Source organism: Pseudonocardia sp. UM4_GMWB1 (assembly GCF_017312155.1).
GTDB classification, from domain to species: Bacteria; Actinomycetota; Actinomycetes; order Mycobacteriales; family Pseudonocardiaceae; genus Pseudonocardia; species Pseudonocardia alni.
The window spans coordinates 3,676,273-3,690,197 of the sequence record NZ_QJPN01000001.1 but is presented as its reverse complement, the minus strand read 5'-3'; the positions used below and the strand labels follow the sequence as shown (position 1 = coordinate 3,690,197).

At 73.7% G+C, this 13,925-nt stretch carries 9 protein-coding genes; 3 read left to right on the top strand and 6 right to left on the bottom strand.

Annotated features, from left to right (window positions below; genetic code table 11):
- Positions 1-6 precede the first annotated feature (6 nt).
- Positions 7-1,608: an acyl-CoA carboxylase subunit beta gene (locus DMP15_RS17570; protein ID WP_337826177.1), complete on the bottom strand. Its 1,602-nt coding sequence runs from the start codon at positions 1,606-1,608 to the stop codon at positions 7-9.
- Positions 1,609-1,914: 306 nt separating this feature from the next.
- Between DMP15_RS17570 and DMP15_RS17565 the strand changes: the two genes are divergently transcribed.
- Positions 1,915-3,633: an AMP-binding protein gene (locus tag DMP15_RS17565; RefSeq protein WP_337826176.1), complete on the top strand. Its 1,719-nt coding sequence runs from the start codon at positions 1,915-1,917 to the stop codon at positions 3,631-3,633.
- A gap of 74 nt (positions 3,634-3,707) precedes the next feature.
- On the opposite strand, the gene DMP15_RS17560 is transcribed toward DMP15_RS17565, so the two are convergent.
- Both DMP15_RS17560 and DMP15_RS17555 read right to left on the bottom strand, forming a co-directional pair.
- A complete protein-coding gene (locus DMP15_RS17560) occupies positions 3,708-4,631 on the bottom strand; it encodes a DUF5996 family protein (protein WP_073575109.1) in 924 nt (307 codons plus the stop codon).
- A gap of 38 nt (positions 4,632-4,669) precedes the next feature.
- Positions 4,670-5,416 carry a flavodoxin family protein gene (locus DMP15_RS17555; RefSeq protein WP_073575108.1) on the bottom strand — a complete coding sequence of 249 codons (747 nt, stop codon included), beginning with the start codon at positions 5,414-5,416 and terminating at the stop codon, positions 4,670-4,672.
- 81 nt (positions 5,417-5,497) lie between these two features.
- Between DMP15_RS17555 and DMP15_RS17550 the strand changes: the two genes are divergently transcribed.
- The gene (locus tag DMP15_RS17550) at positions 5,498-8,293 is read left to right on the top strand and encodes a helix-turn-helix transcriptional regulator (RefSeq protein ID WP_337826175.1); all 2,796 of its coding nucleotides are present in this window, start codon (positions 5,498-5,500) and stop codon (positions 8,291-8,293) included.
- A gap of 148 nt (positions 8,294-8,441) precedes the next feature.
- Here DMP15_RS17550 and araA read toward each other — a convergent pair whose 3' ends face one another.
- The 3 genes from araA to araB are packed head-to-tail and all read right to left on the bottom strand — an operon-like array spanning position 8,442 to position 12,371.
- Entirely contained in the window at positions 8,442-9,953 is a 1,512-nt protein-coding gene (gene araA / locus DMP15_RS17545) for an L-arabinose isomerase (protein WP_073575107.1), read from the bottom strand.
- Between the two features lie 31 nt (positions 9,954-9,984).
- Entirely contained in the window at positions 9,985-10,671 is a 687-nt protein-coding gene (locus DMP15_RS17540; protein ID WP_073575106.1) for an L-ribulose-5-phosphate 4-epimerase, read from the bottom strand.
- The gene (gene araB, locus DMP15_RS17535) at positions 10,668-12,371 is read right to left on the bottom strand and encodes a ribulokinase (RefSeq protein WP_337826174.1); all 1,704 of its coding nucleotides are present in this window, start codon (positions 12,369-12,371) and stop codon (positions 10,668-10,670) included. The genes DMP15_RS17540 and araB overlap by 4 nt, the downstream gene beginning before the upstream one ends.
- A 341-nt stretch (positions 12,372-12,712) precedes the next feature.
- Between araB and chvE the strand changes: the two genes are divergently transcribed.
- Positions 12,713-13,843, top strand: coding sequence for a multiple monosaccharide ABC transporter substrate-binding protein (chvE, locus tag DMP15_RS17530; RefSeq protein ID WP_062402894.1), 1,131 nt, complete (start codon positions 12,713-12,715; stop codon positions 13,841-13,843).
- Positions 13,844-13,925: the final 82 nt, after the last annotated feature.

Here is a 13,925-nt window from a genome sequence, read left to right as displayed (position 1 = left end):
CCTCACTCACATCCGGAAGACGCCGTAGCCACGCTGGCCGGCGACGATGTTCGAGTGCGCGGTCGACAGGGCGATGCCGAGCACGGTGCGGGTGTCACGGGGGTCGATCAGGCCGTCGTCGTAGAGCCGGGCCGTGACGAAGAAGGCGTGCGACTCCTGCTCGATCTGGGCCTCGACGGCGGCGCGGTTGCGCTCGTCGGCCTCGGCGTCGAACTCCCGGCCCGACGACGCGGCGGACTGCCTGGCGACGATCGACATCACGCCGGCGAGCTGGGCGGCGCCCATGACGGCGAGCCGGGAGCCCGGCCAGGCGAACATCAGCCGCGGGTCGTAGGCGCGTCCGGACATGCCGTAGTTCCCGGCGCCGAAGGACGCGGCCAGGTTCAGCGTGATGTGCGGGACCTTGCTGTTCGCCACCGAATTGATCATCTTGGAGCCGTCCTTGATGATCCCGCCCTGCTCGTAGCTCTTCCCCACCATGTAGCCGGTGGTGTTCTGCAGGAAGATCAGGGGCGTGTCCGTCTGGTTCGCCAGCTGGATGAACTCCGAGGCCTTCTTGGCCTCCTCGCTGAACAGCACGCCGCGGGCGTTGGCGAGGATGCCCACGGGGTAGCCGTGGATCGACGCCCAGCCGGTGACGAGGCTGGTGCCCCACAGCGGCTTGTAGTCGCCGAACCGGGAGCCGTCGACCACGCGGGCGATCACCTCGCGCGGGTCGAAGGGCACCTTGATGTCCGACGGCGCGATGCCCAGCAGCTCGTCGGGGTCGTGGACCGGCTCGTCGGCGGGCAGCGTGGGACCGGGGCCGAGCTTGCGCCAGTTGAGTTCGGAGACGATCCGGCGCCCGATCCGGATGGCGTCGCGCTCGTCGACGGCGAAGTGGTCGCACAGGCCGGAGACCTTGGCGTGCATCGCGGCGCCGCCGAGCTCCTCGTCGTCGGACTCCTCTCCGGTGGCCATCTTCACCAGCGGCGGGCCGCCGAGGAACACCTTGGCCTGCTGGTCGACCATCACGGCGTGGTCGCACATGCCGGGCACGTAGGCGCCGCCCGCGGTGGAGTTGCCGAAGACGAGCGCGATCGTCGGGATCGCCATCGACGACAGCTCGGTCAGGTCGTGGAAGATCTTGCCCGCGGGCACGAACAGCTCGGACTGGGTGGGCAGGTCCGCCCCGCCGGACTCGACGAGGTTGATCGTGGGGAGCCGGTTGATGCGCGCGATCTCCAGGGCGCGCAGCGTCTTCCGTAGCGAGTACGGGTTCATCGCGCCACCGCGGACGGTGGGGTCGTGGGCGATGATCATGCACTCGACGCTGGAGACGACGCCGATCCCGGTCACGATGGAGGCGCCCACGGTGAACGGGGTGCCCCAGGCCGCGAGCGAGGAGAGCTCGAGGAACGCGGCGTCGCGGTCGAGGAGCAGCTCGATGCGCTCACGGACGAGCAGTCGCCCGCGGTCGCGGTGGCGCTGCTGGTAGCGCTCGCCGCCCCCGGCGATGGCGGTCCGGACCTGCTCGTCGAGCTCGGCCAGGACCGTCTCCGCGTGCGCGCGGTTGGCGAGGTAGACCTCGTCCGAGGTGTCGAGCGCGGAGCGCAGGACGGTCGTCACGGGTGTCCCCCCTGGTCCGAGCGGGCCGGGCCCCGGCCGTGTTCCCGGAGGTCCCTGTGCCCGGAGCTCTCCCGAACGTCCACATCGACTCCTCTGCGCATCCGGCCGGCCGGGCGTCGTCGCCCGCAACGAGTGCATCGTCGTTCACTAACCATGCCGGTGGCAAGTCCTGTCGCCAGCACCGGCCGGGCCCGGCGCGGGCGCGTCCGGACCCGCGTGGGCGGCCCGGCCGCGGCGTCGCGCCGGCGCCCGGGAAGTTGTGAACGACGAGTGACTAAGGGCTTGTGGTCGGCAGGTGATGCCGCGATGCTGTCCGCCTCAGGTGAGCTCGGCAAGGAGGCTGGTGTGGACCTGCAGGGACAGCTCGGGACGATCGATGTCACGCGCCTGCGCGGACGACGTGCGGTGAACCGCTGGGAGCGGACCTCGGTCGGGGACGTGTTCGAGCGCCTGACCTGGAGCTATCCCGAGAAGACCGCGCTCACCGGCCGGCCCGGTGCCTACGGCGAGGAGCGGTTCGCCTCCGTCACCTACCGCGAGGCCGACGGGATCACCAGCCAGGTCGCCCACGCCCTCGCGGCCCGGGGGCTGGAGCCGGGCGCGCGGGTGCTGCTGTTCTGCGAGAACTCCGTCGAGGCCTACCTGGCCAAGGTCGGTGTCGCGAAGGCGGGCATGGTGGCCGTACCGGTGAACCCCGCCCTCGCCCCGGACGTGCTCGAGCACCTGATCGGACAGGCCGAGCCGGGCCTGGCGATCGTCGACGCGGAGCTGTGGCCGCGGGCCGAGCAGGCGTTCACCGCCACCGGCCTGCGGGTCGGCGCCACGATCGCGATCGGCGGCGGGCCCGTCGCGGGGAGCCCGAGCTTCGGGGGTCTCCTCGACGGTCTGCCGACGACCGAGCCCGACGTCGAGATCCACGCGGACGACATCTGGGAGATCCTCTACACCTCGGGCACCACGGCGATGCCCAAGGGCGTGATGATCTCGCACGGGTCGACCCACCTCGCCGCGCTGAACTTCACGGTCTCGCTGACCCGCGGCCTGCGGGTGGAGACCGACCTCAGGGTCGCCACCGCGCTGCCGATGATCTACCACGTCGGCGACCAGATCTTCACCTTCTCGGCGTTCCTGGCCGGTGGCTCCCTGGTGCTCGGCCGGCGCCCGCTGCCCGACCAGCTCGTGGCCACGATCGCCGAGGAGCGCCCGACCGCGCTGTGGGCGGGCTCCCCGCAGTTCGTCGCCGCGATCGACGCCGTGGCGGAGCGGACGGGCGCGGACCTGTCCAGCCTGACCGTGCTGGTGTACGGCTGGGGAGCCCTCGAACCGGCCGTGTACGCGCGGCTGCAGGACCGGGCCCCCGGCCTCGTGGTGCTGGGCATCTTCGGGCAGACCGAGGCGATCGCCTGCCACCGGTTCTGGCCCGCCACGTGGAGCGAGGTCTACGCGCGGACGGCTCCGTCGGTGAACTACGTCGGCGTCCCGAGCCCGCTCCTCGCCTCCGACGTCGTCGACGAGACCGGGGTGTCGGTCCGGGACACCCCGCACGTCCCGGGCGAGGCGGTGTACCGCAGCCCCATCGTCACGGCGGGCTACTACCTGAACGAGGAGGCCACGCGGGAGGCGTTCCGCGGAGGCTGGTTCCACTCCGGGGACAGCGCATCCGTCGACGAGGACGGTCTGCGGATCATGGTGGACCGCTTCAAGGACATCGTGAAGTCCGGTGGCGAGAACGTCTCCAGCCTGCGGGTGGAGTCCGTCCTGCACGGGCACCCGGCCGTGGAGAAGGCGGCGGTGATCGGGCTGCCGCACCCCCGCTGGGGCGAGGCCGTCACGGCGGTCGTCGTGCTGCGGGAGGGCGCGGAGGCCGACGCGGAGTCGATCATCGCGCACTGCCGGGCGACGCTGGGCGGGTACGAGACGCCGAAGGCGGTCGTGTTCGTGGACGGCCTGCCCGAGACCGTGGGCGGGAAGGTCCTGAAGTACCGGCTCCGGGCGCGGCACGGCGCCCTGTTCGAGCAGGTCTGAGCGCGGACGATGCGCCCCGGCGCGGCCGGCCCGCGGCCCCGCCGGGGCGGGCCGCGGGACGACCGGCACACCGGTCACGCCCAGCGCAGCGGGTCGTCCTCCAGTGCGGAGCGGTCCCAGCGCCCGAGGTCCGCGGCGGCCCCGTAGGTCGTGCGGAGGAACTCGGCGACCGCGCGGTCCGGGTCCGGTGCGGCGCGGGCGATCTCGTAGGGCAGCAGGAACTGCTGGAAGTCCGCGCTGTAGAAGGCACCGTCGGGGCCGACCGGGGCCTCGGCGAAGCCGTCGGGCGCGGGGTAGGCGTAGGAGTAGAAGGCGCCCTCCTCGCCGCCACCGGGCCAGAAGCCGCAGCTGGACAGCTCCCGCGAGTAGCCCTCGACCATGACCCAGTCGCCGCAGTTGGGCACTCCGCCCGGGTGCGGTGGCGCCGTCCGACCGGAGAAGCGGGTGCAGGCCAGGTCCATGCCGCCCCAGAAGAAGTGCACCGGGCTGACCTTGCCGACGAAGTGCGACCGGAACTCACCGATCACCCGGTTCGCCTGCAGCAGCTGCCGCCAGAACAGGGTGGCCGCCTCGGCGTCGTAGGAGGCGTGGGTGTGGTCCTCGGCGAACGGGATCGCCGGGTCGACCTCGTTGGGGTGCGGCCGGATCGGCGCGGAGACCCCGAGCCTGTCGAGCACGTCCAGGACCGTGCCGTAGAACTCGGCGACCGGCATCGGCGCCAGCCCGAAGCCGAGCGCGCCGCCGTCGCTGCTGCGGACCTCGAGCCGGTGGCCCAGCAGGTCCAGCTCGATCTCGAAGGCCCCGGTGCCGAACGGGACCGCCGACGTCGTCAGCCCGCGCGGGCCCACGTACAGCGTCACCTGCCACCAGTGGTTGAGCAGCGGGGCGTGGGCCATGCGGATCTTGCCCACGATCTGGGTCCACATGTGCAGGGTCTCGCGGGTGGCGGTCCAGTCCGCCACGCGCAGGCTCGGCCAGCTCGTCGTCGTGCTGCTCATCGGGTCTCCTCGTGGGCGTGGGTCGGCCGTCGCCCGCGTCAGCGGTACTCGGGGTTGGTGTGCCCGGGGTGTGTGCCGTCGTCCCAGGCCGTGCGCTGGTTGCCGTGGGCCGGGAACCCGCCCGCGCCCCGGATCATCGCAGCGAGGTGCATCAGGTTGTAGGTCATGAACGCGATGTTGCGGTTGGTGAAGTCGTTCTCCGGACCGCCGGAACCCTCGTCCAGATAGGACAGGCCGGGGCCGACCTCGCCGAGCCAGCCGGCGTCGGCCTGGGGCGGGACGGTGAACCCGATGTGCTGGAGGCTGTAGAGGATGTTCATCGCGCAGTGCTTGAGGCCGTCCTCGTTGCCGGTGAGCAGGCACCCGGCGACGCGGCCGTAGTAGGCGTACTGGCCGCGGGGGTTCAGCACGCCCGAGTGGCCGTACAGGCGCTCGATGACCCGCTTCGTCACGGAGCTGTTGTCGCCCAGCCAGATCGGCCCGCCGATGACGAGGATGTCGGCGGCGAGGACGCGGTCGAGCAGTGCGGGCCACGCGTCGGTGTCCCAGCCGTGCTCGGTCATGTCGGGGCGGACGCCGGTCGCGATGTCGTGGTCGACGGCGCGGAACCGGTCGACGCCGACCCCGTTCGCCTCCATGATCTCGATGCTGCGGTCGATGACGCCCTGGGTGTGGCTGCGGCCGGGGGAGCGGTTGAGGGTGCAGTTGACGTAGGTCGCACGGAGCCCGGTGAAGTCCGGACTCCCGGACGGCGCGGACGCATCGGTGGGTGCGGGGCGGGTCACCCGGCGAGTGTCGGGTCCGGCCGGTCCCGGCGGATCGGTCACCGGATCGGTCGCCGGGACGATCCGGACGACGTGGTTACGGTGGTGCGACGGATCGGCCGTGCCACGGTCGCCGGCGGGACGGGGCTGCGGGGGATCATGGAGCTGTTCGGGCGGCGTACCGAGACCGCGGCGCTGGAACGGTTGCTGGCACGCGCGGCCGGCGGCGCGGGTGCGGCGCTCGTGCTGTGGGGGGAGCCGGGAATCGGCAAGACCGCACTGGTCGACCACGTCGTCGACGCCGCGTCCGGGGTCACGGTGCTCCGGACCCGGGGTACCCGGATCGAGACGGGGCTCGCCTTCGGCGCACTGCACGCGCTGCTGTGGCCGGTGCTGGACCGGCTCGACGAGCTCCCGGACCCGCAGGCCGCCGCGCTGCGCGGCGCGTTCGGGATCAGCCGGGACCCGGCCAACCGGTTCCTCATCGGCGCGGCCGTGGTGTCGCTGCTCTCCGGCCTGGCCCGGGAGCGGCCGGTGCTCGTCGTCGTCGACGACGCGCAGTGGGTCGACGAGGCGACGGCGCACTGTCTGGGCTTCCTCGCGCGCCGGGTGCGGACCGAGCCGGTCCTGGTGATCCTGACCGACCACGCGGCCCCGTCCCCGGGGCCGTGGGACGGGGTGCCGGCGCTGGAGGTCGTGGGCCTCACCGACGACGCCGCCCGCCGGCTGGTCGCCGCCGCCGTCCCCGGCGCCGACGAGGCCCTCGTCGAGGGCACGGTCGCGACGGCGGGGGGCAACCCGCTCGCGCTGCAGGAGCTGCCCACCGTCGCCCGCGACGCCCGCGACGGGGCGTCCGGGGAGCCGATGCCGGTGGGGCCCCGGTTGCGGCAGGCGTTCTGCGCCCGTGCCGAGGCGCTGAAACCGGCCACCCGGGCGTTGCTGCTGCTGGCGGCCGCCGAGGGGCGGGGCGACCGGCACGTCGTCGACCGGGCCGGTGCCGGGTGGGGTGTCGACGCCTCCACCTGGGACGAGGCGCTGCACTCCGGGCTGCTGCAGGCCTCGGGCCCCCGCCTCCGGTTCCGCCACCCGCTGGTGCCGGCCGCCCTCTACGACGGCGCCCCCTTCCCGGACCGCCGGGCCGCGCACCGCGCGCTGGCCGCGGCGCTGCCACCCGAGGCCACCGAGCACCGCGCCTGGCACCTGGCGGCCGCCGCGGACGGCGCCGACGAGGACGTCGCGGTGCTGCTGGAGCAGGCGGCCGCCCGGTGCCTGGAGCGCAGCGCCGGCCCACTGGCGGCACGCACGCTGCGGCGGGCCGCCGACCTGTCACCGGACCCCGTGGACGCCGCGCGCCGGCTGGCGCTCGCCGCCCGCGCCGCCTGGGACGCCGGCGACGCCGAGGGGGCCCGGCGGCTGCTCGACGACGCCGAGCGCCTGGGCGGAATGGAGCCCGTCGTGCGGCGCAGCGGCGGGCTGCGCGGGATCCTCGAGTTCACCGTCGGCCTCTCCGAGCGCGCCCACCACTACCTGGTGGGGGACATGGCCGTCGTCGACGGGACGCGCACGGCGATGGAGCTGGGCACGGTGGCGGCCCGCGCGGCGTGGTCGGCGGGCCGCCCGGACCTGCAGCAGACGGCGCTGGCGCGGCTGCTCGCCCTCGACCCCGCCGGCGAGCCGGCACCGGTCATGCGGACGCTGCGGTCCTGGTGGGCCTGCTACGACGGGACCGGCCGGGCCGCCGGGCCGCTCCCGGCCACGGACGCCGCCACCGTCGGCCTGCTCGGGACCGTGCCGTGGGAGCTGCTGCCGCCCGTGCCGCTGGCCCAGGCCTGCGGGGTCGAGGGGCCCCTGCACGACGTGCTGCGGATGCAGGCCGCGCAGCTGCGGCGGCGGCACGAGCTCGCCGCGCTCGCGATGGTCCTCGCGCAGAGCGCGGTCCTCGACGTCGCGGCGGGCCGGTGGGAGACGGCCGAGGCCGGGGCCACCGAGGGCCTGCGGCTGGCCGAGGAGGTCGGGGCGGACCACGTGGCGAGCCAGTGCCGGCTCTGTCTGGCCAACCTGGCCGCGGCCCGCGGCGACGCCCCCGGACTGGACGGCCACACCACCCGGGCGCTGGCCGTCTCGGTCCTGCAGGGGGTGCGCGCGCTCACCGCGTCGGCGTACTGGGTGCGGGGCCGGGCCGCGCTGTTCGAGGGCAGGCCCCGCGACGCCCTGCACCACCTGATGCCGCTCGGCGAGCCCGGCCACGAGGCCGCCCACCCCACGTTCGCGCTGCTCGCCGCCCCGGACACCGCCGAGGCCGCGACGCAGGAGGGCCGTACGGAGACGGCCGCGGCCCGGCTGGTGGCCGTCGAGACGTGGGCCCGGCGGACCGGCGCCCACTGGGCCCGTACCGCCGCCCACCGTCTCCGTGCCCTCGCCGCCGGCGGCCCGGACACGGAGGCCGCGTACCGGGCTGCGCTCGACGGCGCGGGTACCGTCCCGGATCCGTTCGAGCAGGCCCGCACCCGGCTGCTCTACGGCGAGTGGCTGCGGCGGGTCCGCCGGCGCGCCGACGCCCGGCACGAACTCACCGGGGCGGCCGAGACCTTCGCCCGCCTCGGCGCGGCGCCGCTGCGGGCACGGGCGGTGCGGGAGCTGGGCCTGGCCGCGCAGTCCGGGGCGCGGCACGAACCGGCCGGAGCCGGGCTCACCGCCCAGGAGCTGCGGGTCGCCCAGCTGGCCGCCGAGGGGCTCACCAACCGGGAGATCGCGGCCCGGCTGCTGATCAGCCACCGCACGGTCGGGCACCACCTGGGCAGCGTCTACCCCAAGCTCGGCGTCACCTCCCGTGCCGAGCTCGCGCGGCTCGACGTGGCGGGCGACCTGAGGTTCCGCACCCCCGGGCGCAGGCAGTGACCCGGCCGCCGGTAGGTGACCGATCGCGCGCCGGCTCGCGTCGGAAGCGAGCCGTCCCCACCTGCCGTGGGCGAGGCGCGTCCCCGTCCTGGACCACGGTGCCGGCCACCCGTCGGAGGCGGCCGGCACCGTGGCCGGGGAGCGGAGCTCAGAAGCCCCGCGCGAGCCGGTGGTAGGCGTTGTTCCACCGCAGCTCGTGCAGGAAGGTCCGCGGGCTCGTGGTGTCGCCGATGTGCACCAGCTCGGTCCCGACGATCTCGGCCAGGTCGTCCAGGGCCTCGACGCCGACGGCGGTCGACAGCACCGTGTGGTGCGGGCCGCCCGCCATCAGCCAGCACTCGGCCGAGGTGGCCAGCGACGGCTCCGGGACCCAGGTCGCCGTCGCCACCGGCAGCCTCGGCATGGGCTCGTCCGGGTCGACGACCTCGACGTCGTTGCTGACCAGCCGGAACCGCTCTCCGAGGTCGCAGATGCCGAGCACCACGCCCGGGCCCGGGTCGGCGGTGAACCGCAGCCGGACCGGGTCCTCGCGCCCGCCGATGCCCAGCGGGTGGATCTCCAGCGACGGCCGGGACCCGGTGATGCTCGGGCAGACCTCCAGCATGTGCGCCCCGAGGATGCGTTCGCGGCCGGGCCGCAGGTGGTAGGTGTAGTCCTCCATGAACGACGTGCCGCCGGGCAGCCCGGTGGCGACGACCTTCACCGCGCGCAGCATCGCCGCGGTCTTCCAGTCGCCCTCGGCGCCGAAGCCGTAGCCGTCGGCCATCATGCGCTGCACCGCGAGACCGGGGAGCTGGCGCAGTCCGCCGAGGTCTTCGAAGTTCGTGGTGAACGCCTGCGCGCCCGCCGCCTCCAGGAACGAGCGCAGCCCGATCTCGACCCGCGCGCCGTAGCGGAGCGCCTCGTGCCGGTCGCCGTCGGGGAGCAGTTCGGGGACGACGGCGTAGACCTCGGCGTACTCGGCGACGAGCTTGTCGACGTCGGTGTCGGGGACCTGGTCGACGACGGCGACGAGGTCGTTCACGCCGTAGGTCTGCACCGACATCCCGAAGACCCGGGTGGCCTCGACCCGGTCGCCGTCGGTCACGGCGACGTCGCGCATGGAGTCGCCGAACCGGACCAGCCGCAGCGAGCGCAGCTCGGCGGCACCGGCGGCCGCGCGGGTCCAGGTCCCGATGCGGTCCCGGAGCACCGGGTCGGAGACGTGCCCGGCGACGGTCTTGCGGGCCAGGCCGAGCCGGGTCTGGACGTAGCCGAACTCGCGGTCGCCGTGCGCGGCCTGGTTGAGGTTCATGAAGTCCATGTCGATCTCCGACCAGGGGAGGTCGACACCGGCCTGGGTGTGCAGGTGCAGCAGCGGGCGGGTCAGGGCCTCGAGCCCGGGGATCCACATCTTCGCCGGGGAGAAGGTGTGCATCCAGGTGATGACGCCGAGGCAGCGGTCGTCGGCGTTGGCCTCCAGGCAGATCCGACGGATGGCGTCGGCGTCGGTGAGGACGGGCTTCCACACCACCCGCACCGGTATCTCGTCGGCGGTGTCGAGCCGGTCGGCGACGACCTTCGACTGGTCGGCGACCTGGGCGAGGGTCTCCTCGCCGTAGAGGCCCTGGCTCCCGGTCAGGAACCAGACCTCGTAGCTGTCGAGCAGCGAGCCACTCATCGGACGTCCCTCCTGCGGGGTGCGGCGGCGCTCAACGCTGCCCGTAGACGTTCTGGTAGCGGTCCCAGAGGCTGTCGATCTCGGCCTGGGGGATGGGCACGGTGTCGCCGAGCTGGCGGGCGAGGTGCACGGTGCGGGCGACGTCCTCGCACATCACCGCGGCCTTCACCGCGGCACGGGCGTCGGCACCGATGGTGAACACGCCGTGGTTCTGCATGATCACGGCGGGGGAGCGGCTGCCGGCCAGTGTCTCGACGACGCCGCGGCCGATCGACTCGTCGCCGATCAGCGAGAACGGACCGATGGGGATGTCCCCGCCGAATTCGTCGCTCATCGCGGTGAGCACGCACGGGATCGGCTCGGCGCGCGCCGCCCATGCGCTGGCGTAGGTGGAGTGGGTGTGCACCACGCCGCCGACCCCGGGCATGGCCCGGTAGACGTGGGCGTGCGCCGCGGTGTCCGACGACGGCGTCAGGTCGCCCTCGACGGGGGTGCCGTGCAGGTCGCACAGCACCATGGTCTGCGGGGTCAGGTCGTCGTAGGAGACCCCGCTGGGCTTGATGACCATCAGGTCGTGGCCGGGGACGCGGGCCGAGACGTTGCCCGCCGTCCAGACGACCAGCCCGTAGCGGACGAGCTCGGCGTGCAGCGCGCACACCTGCTCGCGCAGCCGCGCCACGGTGGCGGCGACGCCGGGGGAGGCCAGGGTGTCGGTCATGCGTCGAGGTCTCCTTCTCGCTGGGCGCGCGCCTCGCGGCGGATCGCGCGCAGGCGGTGCATCACGTCGTCGCCGCCCCGGCCGAAGTGGTCGTGCAGGCGGGTGTACTCGGCGAACAGGGCGTCGTAGTACTTCGCCGACTCCTCGTCGGGCAGGTGTGCGCCCTCCCGGACGCGGCCCATCGCGGCGGCCGCGGTGGGCATGTCGGGGTGGACCCCCGCGGCGACGGCCGCGTGGATCGCCGAGCCCAGGGCCGGGCCCTGCCCGGTCTCGACGACGGTGAGCGGCAGCCGGGTCACGTCGGCGTAGATCTGCATGAGCAGGGCGTTGCGGGTGAGCCCGCCGGAGACGATCAGCTCGGTCACCGGGACGCCGGAGGCCGCGAAGGTCTCCACGATCATCCGGGTGCCGAACGCGGTGGCCTCCAGCAGCGCCCGGTAGGTGTCCTCGGGCCGGGTCGCGAGGGTCTGCCCGACGACGACGCCGGACAGCTCGTGGTCCACCAGCACCGACCGGTTGCCCGAGTGCCAGTCGAGCGCGACGAGCCCGTGCTCGCCGACCGCCTGCCCGGCGGCCAGCTCGGTGAGGTACTCGTGGATGCCGAGCCCGCGCGCCCGGGCGGCCTCGTGGTGGGCGGGCGGCACGCCGTGCTCGACGAACCAGCCGAAGATGTCGCCGACGCCGCTCTGCCCGGCCTCGTAGCCCCAGAGCCCGGAGACGATGCCGCCGTCGACGACACCGCACATCCCGGGCACCTCGCGCAGCACGTCGGAGCTCATGACGTGGCAGGTGCTGGTCCCCATGATCGCGACCATCTGCCCGGGCCGGACGGCGTTCGCCGCGGCGGCGGTGACGTGGGCGTCGACGTTGCCGACGGCGACCGCGATCCCCTCGGGCAGCCCGGTCCAGCCTGCCGCCTCGGCGGTCAGCGTCCCGGCGACGGCGCCCAGCTCACCGATCTCGTGGGCGACCTTGGTCTCGGCGAACCCGGCGAAGGCCGGGTTCAGCGCAGCGAGGAAGTCGCGGCCGGGGTAGGCGCCGTCCTGCAGGATCCCCTTGTAGCCGGCCGAGCAGGCGTTGCGGACGTAGCGGCCGCACAGCTGCCAGACGATCCAGTCCGCGGCCTCGACCCAGCGCTCGGTCCTGGCGTAGACCGCGGGGGCCTCCTCCAGGATCTGCAGACCCTTCGCGAACTCCCACTCCGAGGAGATGAACCCGCCGTAGCGGGGGAGCCAGCTCTCGCCGCGTTCGGCGGCGAGGGCGTTGATGCGGTGGGCCTGCGGCTGGGCGGCGTGGTGGCGCCAGAGCTTGGTGTACGCGTGGGGCTCGTCGGCGAGGTCGGGCACCTCGTTCAGCGGGGTGCCGTCGCGCAGGGTCGGGACCATGGTGCAGGCGGTGAAGTCGGTGGCGATGCCGACCACCCGCGCCGGGTCCACCCCGGCGGCGGCGACCGCCTCGGGGACGGCGCGGCGCAGGACGTCGACGTAGTCCGACGGCACCTGCAGCGCCCAGTCCGGCGGCAGGCGCAGGTCCGGCCGGCCCGGCAGGGCGTCGGTGACGACGGCGTGGGTGTAGGCGTGGACGGCGGTGCCGAGCTCGGCCCCGTCGGCGGCACGGACGACGGCCGCCCGTCCGGACAGCGTCCCGAAGTCGACGCCCACCACGAGGGCGTCGGTGGGGTCGACCGGTGGTCGGATCATGAGCACTTCCTCGGGTCACGAACGCGGCCGACCGGAGACCGGTCGGCGGGCGGATGTTATCGCTAACAGCATATGGACTCAATGGTCCCCGGACGAGCGAACCCTGCGAACCGTTCACGGCGGTGCACGCTCACTCTCCGGTCGCCGTCGGGTGAGAAAGTGCGGTGGTCGGGGATCGTCGGGCCGGCTCGGGACGGAAAGACGCGGCGCATAACGGACGGGTAACGCCACTTCCGTGGCGACGACGGTGTGGTTAACGTTCACATTTCCGGGTTCAGTTCCCGATCGGGCGCGTCCCGCCCGCTGCCGTCTCGACGAGGAGATCGCCTGTGTTCACGAGGATGCGCACCGTCGCCGTCGGTGCCCTGCTGGTACTGGGTCTGGCCGCCTGCGGCGGCGAGGGCGCCGGGGGAGGTGGCGGCGCGGGGGCCGGGGAGGCACCCGGCGACCTGACGGTCGGGGTCTCCATGCCGACCCAGACCTCCGAGCGGTGGATCGCCGACGGCAATGCCGTCCGCGACCAGCTCACGGCCGCCGGCTACCAGGTGGACCTGCAGTACGCGAACGACGACATCCCCACCCAGTCCCAGCAGATCGACCAGATGGTCACCAGCGGGGCCGACCTCCTGCTCGTCGCGGCCATCGACGGGACCGCCCTGTCCGGGCAGCTGCAGGCGGCCAAGGACGCCGGCATCCCCGTGGTCGCCTACGACCGGCTGATCCGGGAGAGCCCGAACGTCGACTTCTACGTCACCTTCGACAACTTCCAGGTCGGGGTGGCACAGGCGAACGCGCTGCTGCGCGGCATGGGTCTGCAGAACGCCGACGGGTCGCCCGGCCCGGAGCGCGGCCCGGTCGTCGTCGAGCTGTTCGCCGGCTCGCTGGACGACAACAACGCCTTCTACTTCTTCGACGGCGCCATGTCGGTGCTGAAGCCGCTGATCGACGACGGCACGGTCCGGGTGAAGAGCGGTCAGACCACCATCGAGCAGGCCGCCACGCTGCGGTGGGCGCAGGAGACCGCGCAGAAGCGGATGGAGGACCTGCTCACCTCCTCCTACAACGACGGCAGCAGCCCCGACGGCGTCCTCTCGCCCTACGACGGCATCTCCCGCGGTGTCCTCACCGCCCTGCAGAACGCGGGCTTCGGCACCCCGGCCAAGCCGATGCCGACCGTCACCGGCCAGGACGCCGAGATCGCCTCGGTCAAGCTGATCGACGACGGGGTGCAGAGCTCCACGGTCTTCAAGGACACCCGTCAGCTGGCCGAGCAGGCGGTCGTCGCCGCGAAGGCGTTCCTCGACGGGGGCACCCCCGAGGCCAACGACACCACCACCTACGACAACGGGGTGAAGGTCGTCCCGTCCTACCTGCTGCCGGTCCGGACGGTGTTCAAGGCCGACATCGCGCCGGTCCTGGTCGACTCGGGCTACTACACGGCCGAGGACGTCGCCCGCGGCCGCCAGGGCTGAGTCCCGCGACCGGCCCCACCCCTTCCGTGACGGAGGACGACGTGACCGACCACGATCCCGGCGGCGACCCGCCGGACACCAT